The organism is Streptomyces sp. P9-A2, assembly GCF_036634175.1.
GTDB classification, from domain to species: Bacteria; Actinomycetota; Actinomycetes; order Streptomycetales; family Streptomycetaceae; genus Streptomyces; species Streptomyces pratens.
In genome coordinates, this window is record NZ_JAZIFX010000001.1 from 3,012,913 (window position 1) to 3,032,227 (window position 19,315).

At 70.1% G+C, this 19,315-nt stretch carries 18 protein-coding genes and 1 pseudogene; 8 read left to right on the top strand and 11 right to left on the bottom strand.

Annotated elements, in window-relative coordinates; translation table 11 throughout:
* Positions 1-7 precede the first annotated feature (7 nt).
* The 4 genes from V4Y04_RS13585 to V4Y04_RS13605 form a co-directional block, all read right to left on the bottom strand.
* Positions 8-553 (bottom strand): class IV adenylate cyclase, encoded by a 546-nt coding sequence (locus V4Y04_RS13585; protein ID WP_332428025.1) that lies wholly within the window; start codon positions 551-553, stop codon positions 8-10.
* A gap of 657 nt (positions 554-1,210) precedes the next feature.
* Entirely contained in the window at positions 1,211-1,747 is a 537-nt protein-coding gene (locus V4Y04_RS13595) for a hypothetical protein (protein WP_332428026.1), read from the bottom strand.
* Positions 1,748-1,788: 41 nt separating this feature from the next.
* On the bottom strand, positions 1,789-3,255 hold the full coding sequence (locus V4Y04_RS13600; protein ID WP_332428027.1) for a hypothetical protein: 1,467 nt from the start codon (positions 3,253-3,255) through the stop codon (positions 1,789-1,791).
* Positions 3,252-3,494 carry a hypothetical protein gene (locus V4Y04_RS13605; protein WP_332428029.1) on the bottom strand — a complete coding sequence of 81 codons (243 nt, stop codon included), beginning with the start codon at positions 3,492-3,494 and terminating at the stop codon, positions 3,252-3,254. Before V4Y04_RS13605 ends, V4Y04_RS13600 begins: the two co-directional genes overlap by 4 nt.
* Between V4Y04_RS13605 and V4Y04_RS13610 the strand changes: the two genes are divergently transcribed.
* Positions 3,463-5,517 carry a transposase gene (locus V4Y04_RS13610; protein WP_332428031.1) on the top strand — a complete coding sequence of 685 codons (2,055 nt, stop codon included), beginning with the start codon at positions 3,463-3,465 and terminating at the stop codon, positions 5,515-5,517. The two genes, V4Y04_RS13605 and V4Y04_RS13610, sit on opposite strands and share 32 nt — an antisense overlap.
* Before the next feature lie 55 nt (positions 5,518-5,572).
* On the opposite strand, the gene V4Y04_RS13615 is transcribed toward V4Y04_RS13610, so the two are convergent.
* Together V4Y04_RS13615 and V4Y04_RS13620 are read right to left on the bottom strand one after the other, a co-directional pair.
* Positions 5,573-6,649, bottom strand: coding sequence for a winged helix DNA-binding domain-containing protein (locus tag V4Y04_RS13615; RefSeq protein ID WP_332428033.1), 1,077 nt, complete (start codon positions 6,647-6,649; stop codon positions 5,573-5,575).
* A 26-nt stretch (positions 6,650-6,675) separates the two neighbouring features.
* The gene (locus tag V4Y04_RS13620) at positions 6,676-7,410 is read right to left on the bottom strand and encodes an alpha/beta fold hydrolase (protein ID WP_332428034.1); all 735 of its coding nucleotides are present in this window, start codon (positions 7,408-7,410) and stop codon (positions 6,676-6,678) included.
* 79 nt (positions 7,411-7,489) lie between these two features.
* Between V4Y04_RS13620 and V4Y04_RS13625 the strand changes: the two genes are divergently transcribed.
* The 6 genes from V4Y04_RS13625 (at position 7,490) to V4Y04_RS13650 (ending at position 11,515) form a co-directional block, all read left to right on the top strand.
* The gene (locus tag V4Y04_RS13625) at positions 7,490-8,464 is read left to right on the top strand and encodes a helix-turn-helix transcriptional regulator (protein ID WP_332428036.1); all 975 of its coding nucleotides are present in this window, start codon (positions 7,490-7,492) and stop codon (positions 8,462-8,464) included.
* Between the two features lie 119 nt (positions 8,465-8,583).
* Positions 8,584-9,651, top strand: a complete 1,068-nt coding sequence (locus V4Y04_RS13630; protein WP_332428037.1) for a tyrosine-type recombinase/integrase — start codon at positions 8,584-8,586, stop codon at positions 9,649-9,651.
* 112 nt (positions 9,652-9,763) lie between these two features.
* Positions 9,764-10,069, top strand: a complete 306-nt coding sequence (locus V4Y04_RS13635; RefSeq protein ID WP_332428039.1) for a DUF6247 family protein — start codon at positions 9,764-9,766, stop codon at positions 10,067-10,069.
* On the top strand, positions 10,066-10,344 hold the full coding sequence (locus V4Y04_RS13640; protein WP_332428041.1) for a hypothetical protein: 279 nt from the start codon (positions 10,066-10,068) through the stop codon (positions 10,342-10,344). The genes V4Y04_RS13635 and V4Y04_RS13640 overlap by 4 nt, the downstream gene beginning before the upstream one ends.
* Before the next feature lie 349 nt (positions 10,345-10,693).
* A complete protein-coding gene (locus V4Y04_RS13645) occupies positions 10,694-10,924 on the top strand; it encodes a hypothetical protein (RefSeq protein ID WP_332428042.1) in 231 nt (76 codons plus the stop codon).
* Between the two features lie 291 nt (positions 10,925-11,215).
* Positions 11,216-11,515, top strand: a complete 300-nt coding sequence (locus tag V4Y04_RS13650; RefSeq protein WP_332428044.1) for a hypothetical protein — start codon at positions 11,216-11,218, stop codon at positions 11,513-11,515.
* A 215-nt stretch (positions 11,516-11,730) separates the two neighbouring features.
* Here V4Y04_RS13650 and V4Y04_RS13655 read toward each other — a convergent pair whose 3' ends face one another.
* Positions 11,731-13,116, bottom strand: a complete 1,386-nt coding sequence (locus tag V4Y04_RS13655) for a DUF445 domain-containing protein (RefSeq protein WP_332428045.1) — start codon at positions 13,114-13,116, stop codon at positions 11,731-11,733.
* Positions 13,117-13,584: 468 nt separating this feature from the next.
* Between V4Y04_RS13655 and V4Y04_RS13660 the strand changes: the two genes are divergently transcribed.
* A complete protein-coding gene (locus tag V4Y04_RS13660; protein WP_332428047.1) occupies positions 13,585-14,970 on the top strand; it encodes an SGNH/GDSL hydrolase family protein in 1,386 nt (461 codons plus the stop codon).
* 141 nt (positions 14,971-15,111) lie between these two features.
* Here V4Y04_RS13660 and V4Y04_RS13665 read toward each other — a convergent pair whose 3' ends face one another.
* The 4 genes and pseudogenes from V4Y04_RS13665 to V4Y04_RS13680 all read right to left on the bottom strand — a co-directional run bounded on the left by V4Y04_RS13665 (position 15,112) and on the right by V4Y04_RS13680 (position 19,137).
* Positions 15,112-15,975, bottom strand: a complete 864-nt coding sequence (locus V4Y04_RS13665; RefSeq protein WP_332428049.1) for a DUF1707 SHOCT-like domain-containing protein — start codon at positions 15,973-15,975, stop codon at positions 15,112-15,114.
* A gap of 372 nt (positions 15,976-16,347) precedes the next feature.
* Positions 16,348-17,418: pseudogene (locus tag V4Y04_RS13670) on the bottom strand (ABC transporter ATP-binding protein); the annotation flags it as partial.
* 2 nt (positions 17,419-17,420) lie between these two features.
* The gene (locus V4Y04_RS13675) at positions 17,421-18,212 is read right to left on the bottom strand and encodes an ABC transporter permease (protein ID WP_443080176.1); all 792 of its coding nucleotides are present in this window, start codon (positions 18,210-18,212) and stop codon (positions 17,421-17,423) included.
* Between the two features lie 139 nt (positions 18,213-18,351).
* Positions 18,352-19,137: an ABC transporter permease gene (locus V4Y04_RS13680; protein ID WP_332432830.1), complete on the bottom strand. Its 786-nt coding sequence runs from the start codon at positions 19,135-19,137 to the stop codon at positions 18,352-18,354.
* Positions 19,138-19,315 lie beyond the last annotated feature (178 nt).

A 19,315-nucleotide genomic window follows, 5' to 3' on the forward strand; every position in this document is an offset into this window, starting at 1 on the left:
GGGTCCGTCAAGCGAAGAGCAGGGTGGGGTCGGCCAGGATGTCTCTGCTCTTCTCGCTCTTGTAGATCAGGTCGATACTGCCGAAGCGGGCCTTGGTGTAGTCCAGGCCGAGTTCTGCCACCGCCTTGCGCACGGCTTCCTCGGAGCCCGCCTCGATCTCCAGGAACGTGGAAAGGCCGGGCCAGGTGTCGAAGTCGTAGGTGACGCCTTCCAGTTGCCACTCCTCGCGGTAGTTCTGCTGATACCGCACCTGACGCAGGCCCAAAGCCGCAAGGAGTTCCGCGGTGCGCGCCAGGTCGCTGACCTCGATCTCGATCTCGGTGGTGCCGTTGATGTGCGTGGCATCGCTGACCTGCTTCAGCGTCAGCGTCGTCCTGCCGCCCTCGTCGCGCAGGCGAAGCCACTGCTCGCCCTGGACGGCGTCGTTCTCGAAGATGAGCCGGGTGAACAGGGTCTTGTCGAAGGTGCGCCGGGCTCCGGCTGCCCGCAACTGGTCGCGGACGGCGTCCACGTCGATCTCCAGGAACTTCGCTTCGTATTCGTGCTGAGCCAACGCTCTCTCGCTCTCGGTGAGTTGTGGGTCAAGGTCGGGTGGTCAAGTCGTGCAGGTCCTGCTCGCGAATCTTCCGGACCTCTGCGCACACCTCGCTGCCCACGAACTCTTCCACGGGCAGACAGAGGTCCATGCGTTGTGTGCATACGCCGACGTGGAACGTGCCGTGCGGGTCTCGGTACCACCGCACTGCGTAATAGCCCTCTTGGCAGTCGGCGCTGTTGTTGAAGCGGCAGCCTGTGCAGGTCTCGGGCAGCCGCAACGGGCGTATGTGCTTGACGAGCAGGGGCCGACCGGCGGGTAGCCGGCAGGCGATAGGGAATCCAGGGGACATGCCCGGGTACGTCGATCCCGCCGTCGCCTCCCTCGACCTCGCCGCACTCACCTGTGCCGTCGCCGCGGGGTACTCCGCCGAGCTACGGGCGCGGGCGGAGGCCCGTGCGGGCGGGCATCACGCCGGGGGACAGCTCTCGGGAGAGCGGATCCCGCCCTGCCTCTCGATCCCTGGTGGGGCCGGAAACCCCGCCTCGGTGCGACCGCCGACTTCGGTTCGAAGCGACGGCTGCACAGGATGAGGACCCGAAGGTGTAGGGGGTGTGACCCTGGTAGGAGTCTGTGATCAGGTGACCTGTAATCGAGGGCTTGCGCTGCTTCCGATTACTGTGAGTACTTGTCAGGGTGGCCTCGAGTGGCCCCTTGTGTTGCGGTGGCGGGATCGATGCCTCGGTGCCGTAGCCGCGCGCGGACCCTCTCCCACCGCTCGGCGGGCAACTTCCACCCGATCACCGATCCGGTGTCGCTTGCGGAGAAGGAGACTCCTGATCCTGCCGGCCCCCAGATCTCTGCAGAAATGGTGTGCGGCACGAGGGTGATGAACCATTCGCGCTGCCGTTCGTCCGTCAGGTCCAGGACTACGGCGGTCTCCCCTTCCCGAGCCCCCGTCGCGCCGGCGATGGCGGTGAGGGCAGCCTGGGCATCCGAAGGCCAGGGGAGGTCGGAAATAAGGTCAATGTCTACCGAAGCCGCGTCAGGTGCCACCTCCCGGATCACCTCTTCAACCACTGCCCGCGCCGTTTCGGGGGCGGTGCCTTCCAGAAGGAGGAGGTCAAGCGGACGTGGCCTCTGGCCACCGCGGCCCCCCAAGGGCCGCGCGAATTCGGTGAGTGCGCGCGGGAGTGAACGTTTGGCGGACATGAGGCTGCTGTCTCCTCTGGTGAGGTTCTGCGCGGATCGTTTCATCGGGTGTGGTCGCCGGGTGCGTACTTCTTCCAGGTTCCTCCGGCTTGGGCGGCGACGGCCTCGGTGTGGACGGCGTGGTAGCCGAGTATCCCCGCGATCACTGATGGCGGCGCTTGGAGGACGAGCTGCCGCAGGGTGGCGGTCCGGCCGTGGAGGGTGGGGACACCCGCGGCAGTGAGTCGCTTGCCCAGGGTGGCGGGGTCCATGGGCTGTCCGGCCCGGCGTCCGGGGAAGAGCCAGTCGCTGGCGGGAAGAGTGCCGCCTGGCCGGTTCGGGCGTCCCTCGCGTATGTGGTCGAGGAGCATGCCGGCGAAGGGCTCGGGAACTGGTGTGGGCGGGTCGCCGAGGCGGAGTGCGACCTGGTCGGCGTCGTGCTGGACGTCGTGGACGGTGAGCCGGACGAGCCGACGGACCGGCTGGGCATAGAGGAGGATCAGGGCTGCCGCGATCCGTTCCATGAGCGGGAGGTCGTCGCTGGTCATGATCTTGCGGATCAGGGCGATGCGGTGGTGCTGGCTGATCGGGGCCGGGTTCTCCGTGCGGATCGTGGGGACCTTCAACCGGGGCATGACCTGGTGGTCCATGCTCCAGCGCAGGAACGCTTGGACGACGCGGCGGGCGGTGGCGTCCTGGGCGAACCAGGCGTCGAGGTCGGCCTGGGTGCACTCGCCGACGGCGCGGTTCCGTTCGGCGAGCCAGGTGAGGAAGGCGGCTGCCTGGATGAGTCGGGCACGGGCGGAGGTGACGGCCCCGGGGCCGAGGGGCCGCTTGGCGGCGGTGGCCCGGAGCTTGCGCAACAGGTGCCAGGCGGCGAAGCGGTTCAGGAGCTGACGGTGTTCGACGTCCTCGATGGTGTCCAGCCATTCGGGCAGTCGGCGTTCGAACAGCAGAAGGTGCCGGTCGCGGTGCGGCAGGACGCCGGTGTGCATGAGCAGGTCACGGACGTGGGCGACCGACCGCCAGGGCGACAGCGTGCTCAAACCCTCGTGGCTGAGGGGCACTTCGCCGCGAGCTAGGGCGCGCAGGATTTGCTGGACATGTGGCTTGCCGACCCAGGTCAGCGTTGCCTTGGGGCGGGGCACGGACCTGACCTCGTCGAAGAAGGGAACAAGTTCGGGCCGGACGAGGCCGGCGCCGTTGTCAAGGAGCTCTTCCAGGCGTTCGGCCAGGACGCAGTTCCCGCATACTCCGCGCAGGTAGCGGCGGGCCTCGCGGCCGCAGCGTTCGCAGTGGAACTCGCCCAGGCCGCCCGCGCAGTTGGTGCACCACCGGCCGCCGTCCGGTGCGATGCCGGGGGTGAGACGGTCGACGCCGCAGCCGACGCACTGCCCATAAGTTTCCAGCGCGTGGTCGTAGCAGGCGGAGCACAGGTAGCCCTCGGGCCAGTGGGCTGCTCCGAGACGGACGGCCCGGTGACAGCGTGCGCAGAACAGGTGCTCGGGCCGGACCCGGGTGCGGCTCATTTCTCCGGGCGGACCCGTGCCCGCTTGGGACGGACCGTGGCCGCGAGGTCGACCACGTCGGCGCCGCCGGAGGCGGCGGTGCGGCGCGGGGCCGCGTTCTCCGCCTTGGTGGCGATCAACTCGGCGGGAGTGACGTCGAGGATGTCGCAGAGGGCGGCGAGGACGGGCAGGGCCTCCCCGGCGGTCCTCGCCCTGGTGAAGGCCCAGGTGGTGCAGGCCGGCGGGTTCGGCGCGGTCACCCGCGCGGTGGACGGCTTCGGCGGGTTCGCCAAGCAGTACGAGCAGATCGAGAAGGTCTCCGCCCACCACGGCAACTTCTGGGAAGTGCTGCTGTACGGGCAGATCGGCCGGGACCGGGCGGTGATGTTCGACCTGGCCGGCAAGCTGGAGTTCACCGCGACCAGTGAGGGCAGCCGGGTGTTGGACGCACTCGCGCACGCCCAGCGGCACCAGAGTGCCCGCGGCGAGTACATCACTGCCGTCAACGATGAGGGCAAGGAGGTCGACATCTCCTTCGCCACCCAGAACTGGCGCAAGGCCGTGGTCGACAAGACCCGGACCGGGCAGTTCGTCCGCAAGCACTTCGAGGCGATGGTCTTCACCGCCCTCACCGAGGAACTACGCACCGGCAACGTCGCGGTGGTCGGCTCGGAGGAGTACGCCGACTGGTCCGAGCAGCTGCTGGCCTGGGAGGTTGTCCGGGAGACGCTGGGGTCCTACCTGGTGGAGGTCGGCCTCGCCGAGCCGGGCGAGAGCGCCGAGTTCGACGCGAAGTTCTTCCGCCGGCAGCTGGAGGACAAGCTGCGCAACGCTGCCGCGGCGACGGACGCTGGGTGCCCGGAGAACGAGGGCCTGGTGATCGATCCGGAGACGGGAGTCCCGTCGCTGAAGGCGTTTAGGGCTGACGGCCAGCGTCCCTCGGCGAAGCGGCTGGAGCAGGAGATCAGGGCGAGGATGCCGGAGCGTTCCCTGATGGGGATCGTGGCCCGGACCGCGTACTGGGTGGAGTGGTGGCGCCGTTTCGGCCCGCCGTCGGGTAACGAGCCCAAGCTCACCGACCCCTTGGGCCGCTACGTGATCGTCACGTTCGTCAAGGGCACCAACATGGGCCCGTACGAGGCCGCCCGGCACATCCCCGGCGTGAGTGGCCACGAGCTGTCGTACGTCGCCAACAAGCACTTCTCAATCATGCTGCTGAACGAGGCGATCTCCGACCTGGTGAACGCGCACGCCCGCCTGGACATCTCGCAGGCATGGGGCGACGGGACCGCCGTCGCGGCGGACGGCACCCACATGGACACCTATCTCGACAACCTGCTCTCCGAGACGAGCGTCAGGTACGGCAAGCCGGGCGGGATCGCCTATCACCACGTCTCGGACACGTACATCGCGCTGTTCACGCACTTCATCCCGTGCGGCGTGTGGGAGACCGTCTACATCATCGAGGGCCTGCTGAAGAACACCAGCGAGGTGCAGCCGACCACGGTGCACGCGGATACTCAGGGCCAGAGCTTCCCTGTCTTTGCGCTCGCGCACCTCCTGGGCTTCGACTTGATGCCCAGGATCAGGAACTGGAAGGAACTGACGTTCTACCGGCCCTCCAAGCAGAGCGAGTACGTGCACATTGACGCCCTGTTCGGGGAGCTGGGCAAGCACGTCATCGACTGGGACTTGATCGAGTCCCAGTTCCGCCACCTGATGCGGGTGGCCGTCTCCGTACGCGAGGGCACGATCTCCTCCTCCACGCTGCTCAAGCGGCTGCGCTCTGGGTCGCGGAAGAACGCCACCTACGCGGCCTTCCGCGAGGTCGGCCGCGTGATCCGTACTGTGCAGCTGCTGCGCTACCTCTCAGATGCGCCGCTGCGGCGGCGGGTGACCGCGGCGACGAACAAGGTGGAGTCGTTCAACCGGTTTTCCCAGTGGGTCGGCTTCGGTAACCGCGGAGTCATCGCCGACAACGACCCGATCGAGCAGGAGAAGTCGATGAAGTTCAACGCCCTGCTCACGAACATGGTGATCTTCCACAATGCCCTGGACATCGCCGAGATCATCCGCCAGCTGCTGGAAGAAGGCTGGGAGATCGACCCCGAGGACCTGGCCCACATCTCGCCGTACCTGACCGAGCACGTCAACCGGTTCGGCGAATACAGCACGCACGAACTCGGCATCCAGCCGGAAGCGTACGACCCGAAGCTTGACGTCGACTTCACCCCGCTCCGTGAGCAGAGTCTGATCGCCGCCGGCCTCGGTCAGGCCGCTTGACCCAACGTTCTCGCCTACGCGGCCGCCTTATTTTTTGGATCGGGATGCGGGTCGGCTATGCGGAGGGCCGCAGAAAGCCGACGACGGCCTCCTTCTCCATGTCGATACCCTGCTCGATCTGAGGCGGGACAGGTTCGAACGCATCCACCTGGATGGAGCGCGAGCCGGAGCCACGGCTCCAGGTGGCGATGGCCAGGCCGTCGGCGATGACGGTCGGCCGGATGAGACCGCCTCCCGGCCAGACGCGAGCCTCATGGACAGCGGGGACGGACACCTCGCGAGTGCGGTAGCCGATCAGGTAGTTGTCGTAGGCGGGCAGCATGCGAACGTCTGGAGTGTCAGACGGGCCCGGGAGTTCCTCCATCCGCCCGGCGAGCATGGTCAAGCCGCCGTACTCGGTGATCACGCCGGATTCCGCCAGCAGTTTCCAGGCCCTGCGGGCCCAGGTGACCGGCAGCCCGGACCAGGCGGCGAAGTCCTCCAAGGTGGCGGGGGCGTGTGCGGCCAGGTAGCGACGGGCCAGCTCGGCGAGGGCAGCGTCTTCCTCCCACCGGAAGCGCCCGGTGGTGGGCAGCCAGTCGTTGAGCAGTACATAGGTGGCCTCACCGGCGCGCTGTGGGCCGTGGCAGAGGATGCCGGTGAGTGCTGCGTGGCGGATCAGGTGGAACGGCGCCTGCCCGTCCGGCGGGATACCGAGGGTGGTGAGGTGCTCGGTCAGCTCGGCCCGGGTAAGCGGGCCGTGCGCGGCGAGAACGCGCCGGATGAGATGGTCGGCGCGCTGGCGCAGATCGTCGTCCAGGCCCAGCTGCTGGTAGCGACGGCTTGTTGTGGCAAGGACCTGAGGTGCGAGCAGTCGCAGAATCCAGCGGGCGTTGTCGCTGGGGATGGTGTGCAGGGTACCGCGCATGTACCAGCCGCGGACGATGCTCCGCTCTTTCTCGTATGCCGTGCGGATGGCCTGGGCGGTGATGTCCCGGCCGCGTACCCGGATGCCCAGGTCGGAGGCTGTGGCGTCCTGGGCCTGGATGGCGAAGACCCGTCGGACGACCGCCTCGGCAGAGTCCTCCCGTGCTCCGCCGGCCAGGGCCTGGGCGTGGGCCCGCAGCCGGCGGACGCTCTCGCGGTCAAGCATCGGACTGTGCCTCTCAGCCAGCGCGGTCAGGAAACGGCCTTGTCGAGGATGTCGGCGAGTTCGGCGGGCGCGGACAGCATCGGCCAGTGCCCGGTGGGCAGGTCGAAGCGCCGCCACGGCGGCTGGTTCAGGTAGGCCAGCATCGGCACCCCTGCATCCAGCAGCCCCGTGAAGTCACGGCACGCGACCAGGACACGGTCCACACCGGGACCGGGCTCGGCCGGGCCGGCGAGACGCTGGGTGAAGGCGCCGAACGGTTGAGGGGTAGCACGCGAGCGCAGAGCGTCCCGCTGGCCCTCATCGAGCCCGTCGAGGCTGCTGGACAAGCCCAGGACCTCAAAGGGCGGCATCGGCAGCCGCCACCCGTCGCCAGACGCGTCGACCTGCTGGCGCAGCTGGTCCGCTGCCTGCGGTGGCATGAGGTCGAGCATGCACATGCCCGCGGCAAACGGGGCGCTGTCCACATAGACCACGCGCTCCAGCCGGTCACCGAGACGTCCGGCTGCCCCGGTCACCGGAGCAGCCGCATAGCTGTGGGCGACCAGCGTGACGTCGCGCAGATCGTTCCGCTCGACGAATCCCGTGATGTCCGCGATGTGCGTGTCCAGGTCCGTCTCGGGGCCGCCCTGGTCGGCGTGCTCGGCCAGGCCGGTCAGTGTCAGCGGCAGCGCCGTGTGACCGCGCTCCCGCAGAGCGCGGGCGGTGTCTTCCCAGGCCCACGCCCCGAGCCAGGCGCCGGGAACGAGTACGAAGGTGGCCATGTGATCTCCCAGAAGTAGGTGCTGCGGGGAGCGTAAGGTCGATACAGGACAGAATCCGCCCTGAAATGCCGAGTGATCCATGTCGCATCCCCTCACCCGCGTGCTGACCCTGCTGGAACTCCTCCAGTCGAACGCCCGGCTCACCGGGGCGGAGCTGGCAGACCGCCTGGACACCGACGTCCGCACCGTGCGCCGCTACACGGCCCACCTACGCGACTTGGGCATCCCAGTGGAGGCCGAACGCGGCCGCTACGGCGGCTACCGACTGGCCCGCGGCTACCGCATGCCACCTCTGGTCCTCACCAATGACGAGGCCCTCGCCGTCGTTCTTGGCCTGCTCGCGGCAGAACGTCTGGGCATGGGCACCGCCGCACCGGCCAGTGCCGGTGCCTTGGCCAAGATCGAGCGGGTGCTTCCGCACGCCCTGCGCGAACCGCTCGCCGCCATGCGGGAGACCCTGTCCTTCACCGCCAACGCCGTGATCGGGCAGGCACCCGGAACCGGCGTCCTGCTGGCACTGGCCCAGGCCTCCCGCGCCCACACGACCGTCGGTATCAGCCACCAGTCCTGGCGCCAGGAACACACCGAACGCGACATCGACCCCTACGGCGTGGTCTTCCACACCGGCCGCTGGTACGTCGTCGGCCACGACCACCTCCGCGACAGCCTGCGTACCTTCCGCATCGACCGCATCGCCTCCGTCACCTCCCGAGCCGACGGCTTCACCGCACCCGACGGCTTCGACCCCGTCGCCCACCTGACCTCGACCCTCGCTCAGGGGCCCTACCGCTGGCAGGTCGAGGTGACGATCCATGGCCCCCTCGATGAGATCGCCCGCCGGCTGCCCCGCTCAGCGGTGACCCTCACCGCCCAGCCCACCGGCGTCCTGATGCACGCACGGGCAGAACGGCTGGACGGCATGGCCCACATGCTCGCCTCCCTGGAGTGGCCCTTCACCATCCACCATCCCGACGAACTACGGCAGGCGCTCAAGAATCTGGCCGCCCAGCTCACCGCAGCCGCCCAGCGGAGACCGGAAGAACTACCGCAGTAAATGCCGGATTTACTGCGGCGGAGCCTCTACCGTGATCTTCGCGACCTGCGGCGGGGCAATTCGGCCGCCGGGGCGAGGTGTACGCATTTACTGCGGCAGAGCCGGAGGGCGGGGTGGGCGTGACGATCGAACCAGTGACCGAACTCGGGAGCGAGGGTGCGCTCAGGTTGCCGCGCGCCCGGGTCGTGCCCCAGTCCGCCCCGCCCGCGTCGTACACCGCGGCGGTCGAGCGGTACCTCACCGGCGCGGGCATCGCGAAGTCCTCCGCGCGGATCTACCGGATCTCGCTGACGACGTGGGGATGGATGCTCGCCGGCGAGCCCGCGCCGACCGGACCCGCCCGCCGGGGCGCGAAGCCGCCCGTCTTCCCTGTCGCCGCGATCGACGACCCGGCGCTGCCGGAGGTACTGGCCGAACTGGCGGCGGCGAGGGCGGACGAGATGGACGCCGGCACCGTCAACCGGGAGCTGTCCATCGCGCGCAAGGCAGTCGGCTGGTGGCAGCGCCAGGGCTGGATCGAATCCGACCCGACGATCGGCATCGGGCGGCGGCCGGCGCCGCCCGACCGCACCAAGGCTCTGGCCGAGAACCAGATCGCCGCCCTGTGGCGCCTGGACGTCGCCCTGCGGGAGAAGACGCAGTGGAAGATGCTCTACGAGTCCGCCGCACGGGCCGACGAGGTGCTGTGCCTGAACGTGGAAGACCTGTACCCGCAGGACAAACGCGGGAAGATCACCGCCAAGGGCGGGGCGACCGAGTGGATCCACTGGCAGTCCGGCACCGCCCAACTGCTGCCCCGACTCATCGCCCGCCGCACCCGCGGCCCGCTGTTCCTCACCGACCGCAAGGCCCCGGCCGGAACACCGACGCTCGACGTGTGCCCGGAGACCGGCCGGGCCCGGCTCTCCTACCGCCGGGCCGAGGAGATCTTCGAGGAGAACACCCGGCTGCCGGCCAACCCTCTCGCCTCGCCCGAGGACATCGAGGCCCTGGACGGCTGGACCCTGCACCGGCTCCGGCACAGTGCCCTGACGCACGACGCCGAGGACGGCACCTCGACCCCGATGCTGCTGGCCCGCTCCCGCCACGCCTCCGTCCGCTCCCTGGAGCGGTACGCCCGCCCCGGCGTCGACGCGGTCGCCCGGCACGTCGCCGGACGCGACCCCGCTGCACGCCGCCGTACGTAGATCCGAGCGGATCAGGACTTCAAGATCATCCCGTTGCCCCTTTGGCGCGTATCTCGGTCACACCCCTGTAGGACACTCCTCGTAGGACGGGAAGAAGAGGGAGCTAAAGATCGTGAGCCCAGAGCACGCAGAGGCACCGATCCCAGCAGCATTGCCGTTGAGGACCATCGGCGACATTCGGGCTGCCCTACGGTCCGGACTTGGATTCCCTGGCGATCAGGAGACCTTCGAAGCTGATCTCCAGCAAGCGCTGGAGGCGTCCTCGGAGACCGATCTCCATACGGTCGCGTCAGTGATTGTCGACTATCGGGGACGGATTCGCCTCTACCAGGACCCGGACTTCGACATCGCCATACAGGAGGGCCAGGACCTGACAGCACAGCTGAAGCGAGAGGATCCGAACGCGCGAGCGGTGTGATCGCCGCCATTACCGTGCGAGCTGCCCAACGAGCCAAGGAATGGGGAGTCGAACAGGAATTGGAAGCGTTGCGGCAGGAACTGGAACAGGCTCCTCGTCTCGGGGTGCGCCTCGGACCGATGCGCCAGGACGGCACGGAAGTGCGTAAAACGAGAATCGAGCCCCGAAACGACATGCCTGGGTTCGCCGTGGCGTATGTGTACACGCCGTCGCCCCCGCCACCGACAGTGGCTGTTGTCGCCCTGACGCCGGACGACGCGGCGCGTTCGGACTGACGTGTCCTACCGGGCCCGGCTTGCTGTGCCGGGCCGCGGTCGGCGGACGCAACACGGAAGAAGCACGGCCGCCAGAAGCGGTTCCGCAAGCTGATCTCCGGCATGCCCACCTCCGAACTGCGAACCAGGCTGGTGTCGACGGCGGCCGAGCTCGGCATCACGGTCGTCGCCAGCGGCGACGGTGCGGCGCGGCACGGCTGTGGGACGAGGCGACCGGCCGCTGCGAGGGCCTTCAGGTGATCGAAGACCACGGGGGTGGGGGCACAGGCCGTCTCGGGTCGCCGTCTCCGGAACAGCTGGCCATGCTGGTGCTGGGAGTGGCCCTCTTCCCGATGACAAGGAGCACGGCATGTCCACGGACCCGGTCGGACGATTCCTGACGGCTTTGGACCCGGACCACCGGGAAGCCATCAGTGCCAAACCGCGCGAGGAACAGGAACGGCTCGCGGCGGCCTGGGAACGGGAGCTGGCAGACGATACCGAACTCGACTCTCTCGATGAACTGTCCCCGGCGGCGGCAGAAGCCGAGGCGGCCCGCCGCGTCCTGGACCGCGGGACCGGCTCAGACCTGTCCGGCTGAGGCCTGGCCTGCCGATCACGTGTCTCGCCGAGGTGCTCACGGCTGGGCTGTGCCCGGTCGCGGGACGGGACGGTGCCCGGCGCACAGACACCGGCCCCCGCGGATGTGCGGCATCCATGAGCCATGAGCGGCGGCGTGTGTCGCACGGTCGGCCTGTCCCGAGGAGCGGGTCGCCGGCATCTCGTGTTCGTCCGGTGCGATACCGCGAGCACGGGTGAGGACGACGCCTGCGCCTGTTCTTCCGGCTTCCGGCTTCCGGCTTCCGGCTTCCGGCTGTGGAAGGCTTCTCGCGTGCCCACCTGGACGACTCCGCGCCGCTCAGGCGCTGCCGCCGTCCTGTGCGCCGTGTCCGTCGGGGGCTGGTATCTCGGCCGGCCTCTCCCCTACGCCGGCTGCGGCTCGCCCGGACCGGTGACCGCTTCCGAGGTGACGATCGCGGAACCCGGCGATGTCGCCAGGGACTTCGGCCGGGGCCTCACCGTCATGTCCCAGACCTTCACCGCGGAGATCGTCTCCGTCGAGAGTGTCGTGTCGTGCGACGCGACCCCCGATCCCCGTCTCCTGGCCTGGCTGACCGGCGACTGGCGCTGACCCGCGGCGGGACCGGCCGCTTCGCCCTCGGAGGGACCGGCCGTTTCACCCGTGGGTGCTCTCCGTCTTCGCTTCCGTGGCGGAGAGCGGGGTGGCGATGTCCTCCAGCGAGTTCCGTGGAGCCCCGTGGAGCCCCGTCGGGCGAACGCCTCCCGTATGCCCTGGGCCGGGAGGAACACGCCCGCCGCCGGGAAGCCGGAGCCCGCCGGACGGGCCTACGCCCCCAGCATGCGGGAGACCGTGTAGATCAGCAGCCCGGCGAGGGAGCCGACGACCGTGCCGTTGATGCGGATGAACTGGAGGTCGCGGCCGATGTTGGCCTCGATCTTCTTCGTCGTGTGCTCGGCGTCCCAGCCCGCCACGGTGTCCGTGATCAGAGAGGTGATCTCCCCCCGGTAGGTGGTGACGACGTACACCGCGGCGCTCTCCAGCCAGCCGTCGACCTTGCCCTGCAGCCTGGCGTCGGCCGACATGCGCGCGCCCAGCGACAGCAGCGAGGCGCGTACGCGCAGCCGCAGCTCGCTGCGCTCGTCCTCCGCCGCGGAGACGATCATGGCCCGTACGGCCGTCCAGGCGGAGGCGATCAGGTCCTGGACCTCGTCGCGGCCGAGGGTCTCGCTCTTGAGGCGTTCGATCCGGGCGCGGGTCTCGGTGTCGGACTGGAGATCGGAGGCGAAGTCGGTGAGGAAACGGTCCAGGGCGCCACGCGCGGGGTGGGCGGGCATGTCGCGCATCTCGGTGACGAAGCGCAGCAGCTCCTTGTAGACACGGTCGCCGATCTTGCGGTCCACGAACCGCGGGGTCCAGCCGGGGGCGCCGCCGTGCACGGCGTCCATCACGGTGTCGCCGTGCCGCACGAGCCAGTCGTGGGCGCGGGTGACGACGACGTCGACGGCCTTCTTGTGGCCGCCGTCGGCGACGACCTTCTCCAGCATCTTGCCCATGCCGGGCGCGATCTCCTGGGCGTCCGCGCGACGGGTGATCGCCTCGCCCACCACCGCCTGGACATCGGAGTCGCGCAGGACGGTCAGCGCGCCGCGCAGGGCGGCCGACAACTCGGCGGTGACCCGGTCGGCGTGCTCGGGTACCGCCAGCCAGGCGCCGAGCCGGCTGCCGATGCCGACGGAGCGCAGCCGTCCGCGGACGACGTCCTCGGAAAGGAAGTTCTCACCGACGAATTCACCCAGGGAGACGCCGAGCTGGTCCTTCTTGGTGGGGATGATCGCGGTGTGCGGGATGGGCAGGCCCAGCGGGTGGCGGAACAGGGCGGTCACGGCGAACCAGTCGGCGAGCGCGCCGACCATGCCCGCCTCCGCCGCCGCGGCGACGTAGCCCGCCCAGGGGCCGGCGCCCGCGTGGGACGCCCACTCGGCGAGGACGTACACCACGGCGACGAACAGCAGCAGCCCGGTGGCGATGAGCTTCATCTGGCGCACTCCGCGCCGCTTCTCCTCGTCCGCCGGACTGAACGTCGTCATCGTGCGGTGGGTGGCGCCACCGGCGCGGGCCTGCGCACGCCTGCCCTCACCGCCCTCGCCCCGGCCCTCCGTGGCCGCGGTGGCCGCGGTGCCCGTGGAATCCGTGGAATCCTCCCGGCTCATCCGCTCGATCCGTTCATCCGTTCCGCCCCGCTCCATCCGCTCCACCCGTTCGGTGATCCCTCACACATTGTCCCTTCCCGACCGACTCCCGGAACGGAACAGAAGTTCCCGGCGTCTGTCCAATGAGCGGCCCGACGAGCGGCCCGACAAGGGAATCGGAGGGGACTCCGCCTGGAGATCAGAAGAAACGCGGGGGGAGTTCGGGAGGAGACCCAGAGGAAACCAGAGGGAAATCAGGGCAATCCGCGACGCGGAGCCAGGGTGGACCTCAGGGACAAGTCAGAGGGAACTCAGGGACGAAGCCAGGTGACTTGCCCGCGGGATCCCCCGTGAACTCTCCAAGAGACCCCGGCGAGGTCCCAGTGGGACCCCGACAGGGTCCCGTCGGACCGCCGCCCGTCCATGACGCATCATGGGTTCATCCGTACGGAGTCTCGGACTCCGACCGTCCGAGGAGAACAAAACAGCATGACCGGGGGACGTGACGGGGGCTCGGGGACGCCTCCCGCGAAGTACCGCGCCCTGCTCGCTGCGGTGATCGCCGCGGTCGTGGCGGTGTCCGCGGCCATATACGTCGGAGTGGCCGGAGTGCCGTCCGACCTGTACGGCGACGGCACCAGGGACCGTGACACCCTCGCCGACGGGCGCGACGGGCGCGGGGACCCGGCCGCACCCGCCTCCACCGGCACCTGGGTCTCCTCCTGGGCGGCCCCTCCGGTCGGCGGTGAGCCCGGCACCGAGATGACCGGCCTCGCGGACCGCTCGCTGCGCAACGTCGTGCACACCAGCGTCGGCGGCACCGCCGCCCGGATCACCCTGTCCAACCTCTACGGCCAGTCCCCGCTCACCGTCAGCCACGCCTCGATCGCCCCGTCCGCGGGCCGGGGCGACGCGGCGGCCCTCGCCGGCGCCATACGGCAGGTCACCTTCCGGGGCAGCCCCACCGTCGTCGTCCCGGCCGGGCAGCAGGTGACGAGCGACGCCGTACGCCTCACCGTCCCGCACGACGGAGACCTGCTGGTCACCACGTACTCCCCCACCGGCTCCGGACCGGTCACCCGCCACCCGCACGCACGCCAGACCTCGTACGCCGCCGTCGGCGAGCACACCCAGGACACGACCGGCGCCCCGTACACCGAGAAGAGCACCTTCTGGCGCTACCTGACCGGACTGGACGTGCTGAGCAGCGACTCGCAGGGCACCGTCGTCGCCCTCGGCGACTCGCTCACCGACGGCAGCACCTCCACCACCGGCGCCAACAACCGCTGGCCGGACATCCTGTCCGACCGGCTGCGCGAAGCGGCCGCGGCAGGCCGGGACGTACCGCGCTACAGCGTCGTCAACGGCGGCATCAGCGGCAACCGCGTCCTCGCCGACGGCCTCGGCCGCCCCGCGGAGAACCCCAGCGCCCTGAACCGCTTCGACCGCGACGTCCTCGGCCGCACGAACGTCAAGGTCCTCGTCGTCGACCTCGGCGTCAACGACATCCTGCGCGACCCGGGCCTCGCCGACCCCGACGCGATCGTCGGCGGCCTGAAAACCCTCGTCGACCGGGCCCACGCCCGCGGACTGAAGGTCGTCGGCGCGACCCTCATGCCGTTCGGCGGCCACCGCGGATACACCGACGCACGCGAGGCGGTGCGGCAGCGGATCAACGCGGAGATCCGCGCGGGGCACGTCTTCGACGCCGTCGTCGACTTCGACCGGGCGCTGCGCGACCCGTACGCCCCGCGCCGGCTGCGCCCCCTCTACGACTCGGGCGACCATCTGCATCCGAGCGACCGGGGGTACACCCGGATGGCCGAGACCCTCGACCTGGACGACCTGAAGGGCGGGGCGCCGGCGCAGCTGTAGGGCGCGGCCGGACCGGCCCCACACCCTGCGGCAACGACCGGTGACCGGTCAGCGGTCCCGACCGGTGGTTCCGGTCGGTGATTCTGACGGGTGGTCCTGGCCGACCCTCCTGGTCGGCGGTCCCGGTCGCGGCAGTCCTGGTCAGCGGTCCCGGTCGCGGCGGCGTTCGCCCTGCTCCTCGGCCCGCCGACCGTGGGCGGAGTCGAAGCCGAAGGAACCGTGGCCGAAGCCGCCGTGCCCCTGACCCTGGCCGAGGGCGGCCTGGCCGGACGAGGAGGCGCCCAGCCCACCGCGGTCCGCGTCGTCGCCCGCCCCCTTCCCGCGACGGTTCGCCCTGCGCTCCAGCTTCTCGAGGCGGCGCTCCTCACGGAGCTGCTGCTTCTCCGCCCGGGTCAGCTTGCGCTTGACGCCGACACCGCCCCAGAAGGCGAAGCCCGAGACGATCACGCGCGGGGCGCCCGGCTCGCCCGGCACGCCCTCCTCACTGTGCTCGAAGCCGCCCATGACGCCGATGCCGCGGACGACGACCTCGACACCCTGCGGGACGATGACATCGATGCCGCCCATGATCGCGATCGCGTTGATCACGATCTCGCGGTCCGCGAAGTCCGCCTCGCGCAGGTCGATCTCGCCGCCGCCCCAGAAGGCGAAGCAGTTGAACTTCCGCGGCGCCGTCCACCGGCCCTTGCGCTGGAACCCCGACATCACGGCGACGGCCCACGTCGACGGCGCGTCGCCGCCGACGCCCACCCGGCTCGCCCAATCGTCGCCCGGCTCGGGGGACTTCGTCAGGGAGACGACGGGAACGGACACTCCGGGGGCGGGCAGATCACGGGTGATCGGCTCGAGTTCCCGGTAGGTCCGCGCCTTGTACGTCGCGTCCAGCCGCTCCTCGAACTCCTCCATGTCCAGGCGCCCCTCGGCGACGGCATCCCGCAGAACGGCGGTGACGCGCTCGCGGTCGGCATCGGAGGCGCGGAGGTCCGGGGCTGCGTCGTCGGTCATACACAGCAGACTACGAGGTCCCCCCGGCCGAGGGCTACGAGGTCCCCCGGCCGAGGGCTACGAGACCACTCGCCCGATGCCCTCGTCCCGGCTCTCCGAGGCGCCCCCAGGGGCCGAGGCGGTCCCCGCTGCCTCGGTGACCCCCACTGCCTCGATGACCCCCGCGGTCTCGGTGGTCCCCACGGTCTCGGTGGTCCCCGCGGTCTCGGTGGTCCCGGCAACCGACGCACCCCCGGCGGCCGAGACGCCCTGGGCGACGTCCTCCCTCCGATCCGCCCGCACCGCCTGTCCGGCCCGCACCGCCTGTCCTCCCTGCCCGGCCTGCTCCGCCTGCCCGGTCCGCCTGGCCTGCTCTCCCTGCCCGGCCTGCCCAGCCTGCCCAGCCTGCTCCGCGTACATCTTCGCGATCACGGCCTCGATGTCCGGCTCCCGCACCGAAAGATCCACCAGCGGATACTCCGCCGCGATCCGCGCCACCAGCGGGGCCGCCGACTCCGCCGCCGGGAACGCCAGCCACTGCCTCGGCCCCTCCACCCGCACCACCCGCGCGGGCGCCGGCGCGTCGATGGGCGGCATCTCCCGTTCCAGGTCCACCACCAGCGTGCGTTCACTCTCCCCCGCCCGGTGCAGGCCGGCGAGCGGACCGTCGTACATCAGGCGGCCGTGGTCGATGACCATCACCCGCGAGCACAACTGCTCGATGTCCTGCAGATCGTGCGTGGTCAGCAGCACCGTCGTGGCCCGCTCGGCGTTCAACTCCCGTAGGAATTCCCGCACCCTGGTCTTGGAGATGACGTCCAGACCGATGGTCGGCTCGTCCAGGTACAGCACCTCCGGGTCGTGCAGCAGCGCCGCCGCGATGTCGCCGCGCATCCGCTGCCCCAGGGAGAGTTGCCGTACCGGCGTGTCCAACAGGTCGCCCAGATCGAGCAGTTCGACGAGCCTGTCCAGGTTCTTGCGATAACGGGCGTCGGGAATCCGGTACATGCGGTGCATCAGCCGGTACGAGTCGAGCAGCGGCAGATCCCACCACAGCGTCGTCCGCTGCCCGAACACCACCCCGATACGGTGCGCCAGCCGCGTCCGCTCCCGGCTGGGGTCGATGCCGGCCACCCGCAGCCGGCCACCGCTCGGGGTGAGAATCCCGGTCAGCATCTTGATCGTGGTCGACTTGCCCGCGCCGTTCGGCCCGATGTAACCGACCATCTCACCGCGTGCCACGGAGAACGAGAGCGAGTCCACGGCCCGCACCTGCCGCCGCTCCCGCTTCAGGAATCCGGTCCTCTTCCGCACGTCGAAGACCTTCTCGACCCCCTCGAGAAGAATGAACTCCCGCTCGTCACCACTCACCCCGCCGCCGCTCACCCCGCCATCGCCATCGCCATCACCGCTGCCGCTGCCGCTGCCGCCATCACCCTCGGCATGCGCACTGTCGTCACCCATGGCTAACTCCCTGTACTCCGGTATGAACGCAGCCCCGCCCGCCACGCCAGTCCCGCCAGCGCGCAGCACACCACCGCCACCGGCGGTGCCATGAACGCCATCCACTGCGGCAGGTCCAGCGGATACGGCCGCCCCAGCACATAGGACGCGGGCACCCAGTTGACGAAGGCGAGCGGCAGTACGAACGTCACCCCGCGCACCAGTTCCTGCGCGAACACCACCGGCGGGTACTGCAGCATCGTCTGCCCGCCGTAGGTGAACGCGTTCTGCACCTCGGACGCGTCCTGCGCGACGAACTGGAAGGCCGCGCCCCCCACGAACACCGCGCAGAAGATCGCCGCGCCGCTGACCACCGTCACCGGCACCAGCAGCAGCTTCGGCACCGTCCAGACGATGTCCAGCGAGGCGACGGCCCAGCCGAGGACCAGCAGCCCCTGCAGCACACGCCCGACGCGGCGCAGGGCGAAGCGGTCCGCGGCGACCTGCGCGAGCACCGGTACCGGCCGCACCAGCAGCGTGTCGAGCGTGCCGTCACGCACCCGGCGCCCCAGCCGGTCCATCGAGCCCAGCACCAGATCCGCGATGCCGAACGACACGATGGACAGGCCGTACAGGAAGGCCACCTCGGCCAGGGAGTGGCCGGCCAGCACGTCGACGTGCGAGAACATCAGCGCGATGCCGACGAAGTCAAGGCCGGTCACCACGACCCCGCCGATGGTCGTCAGTACGAACGACGTCCGGTACACCATGGTCGAACGGATCCACATCCCCGCGATCAGCCCGTACGCGCGCACCCCCGGCACCAGCCCGGACCCTCCACCGAACCTCCCACCGGACCTCCCACCGGACCTCCGGCCAGGCTGCCCGCCGGGCTGCCCCCCGGGCTCCTCACCGACCCGGCCGCCGACCCGCCGTCCGACCCGCCCGCCGCCCTCAGCCACCCTGGACCACCACCCGCCGCGTCGCCGTCGACTGCAGCAGCCGCCCCGCCACCAGCAGCACCACCGCCCAGCCGCCCTGGAGCGCGAAGACCCGCAGCGCGCTCGTCTCCCCCATCAGGACGTCGGCCGGCCCCTGGAGCAGCGCCGCCCAGGGCAGCACCCGCACGACCTCGCCGAACGCGCCCGGGAACACGTTCAGCGGCAGCACCAGGCCCGAACAGAGCATCCCCACGATCATCAGCATCTGCATCGCCCCCGTACCGTCCAGCAGCCAGAACGCGCTCAGCGCCACCAGGTAGCGGATCGCGTAACTGACCACCATCGCGAGCAGCACCGTCGTCAGGAAGGCGGCCCAGGTCAGCGGATCGTCCGGCAACGCCACCGGGAAGACCGTCACCCCGAACAGGAAGGGGATCACACCCCGCCCCAGCAGCTGGAACACCGACCGGCCCAGATCCTGCGCCAGCCACCACCCCTGCAGGTCGGCGGGCCGGTACAGATCGATCGCGATGGCACCCGTACGGATCCGCTCCATCAGCTCGACCTCGAAGCCGCCGCCCTGAATGGCCAGCGTCGCGTACAGCGCCTGCCCCAGCCACACGTACGTGACCGCCTGCGCCTGCCCGTACCCCCCGAGGTCCGGCCGCTCGTTCCACAGCGCCAGATAGGTGTACACGAGGATCAGGCCGAAGACGGTGTTGGTGAACACCCCGGCCGCCGTCGCCGCCCGGTACGTCGCGTACCGCCGGAAACCGCCCACCGCGACCGCCCCGTACAAGCGGACCGACGACCAGACCGACAGCCAGACCGACAACCGGGCCGAGCCTCCCCCCACAACCGCCTCCGTCCTCGCCTCGCCCGACGCTCTCGCCCGACGCCCTCGCCCAGTGCCCTCGCCCGACGCTCTCGCCGACGCCCAACCGCACGAACCTAGTGCCGGCGGCCGACGCACTGCC

Bases quoted from the DNA above. Each gene is read 5' to 3' on its own strand.
- V4Y04_RS13655 (WP_332428045.1), bottom strand. From the start codon at position 13,116: ATGAGCCGGGAGGATTCCACGGATTCCACGGGCACCGCGGCCACCGCG.
- V4Y04_RS13615 (WP_332428033.1), bottom strand. From the start codon at position 6,649: ATGCTTGACCGCGAGAGCGTCCGCCGGCTGCGGGCCCACGCCCAGGCC.
- V4Y04_RS13625 (WP_332428036.1), top strand. From the start codon at position 7,490: ATGTCGCATCCCCTCACCCGCGTGCTGACCCTGCTGGAACTCCTCCAG.
- V4Y04_RS13600 (WP_332428027.1), bottom strand. From the start codon at position 3,255: ATGAGCCGCACCCGGGTCCGGCCCGAGCACCTGTTCTGCGCACGCTGT.
- V4Y04_RS13660 (WP_332428047.1), top strand. From the start codon at position 13,585: ATGACCGGGGGACGTGACGGGGGCTCGGGGACGCCTCCCGCGAAGTAC.
- V4Y04_RS13665 (WP_332428049.1), bottom strand. From the start codon at position 15,975: ATGACCGACGACGCAGCCCCGGACCTCCGCGCCTCCGATGCCGACCGC.
- V4Y04_RS13595 (WP_332428026.1), bottom strand. From the start codon at position 1,747: ATGTCCGCCAAACGTTCACTCCCGCGCGCACTCACCGAATTCGCGCGG.
- V4Y04_RS13620 (WP_332428034.1), bottom strand. From the start codon at position 7,410: ATGGCCACCTTCGTACTCGTTCCCGGCGCCTGGCTCGGGGCGTGGGCC.
- V4Y04_RS13645 (WP_332428042.1), top strand. From the start codon at position 10,694: ATGTCCACGGACCCGGTCGGACGATTCCTGACGGCTTTGGACCCGGAC.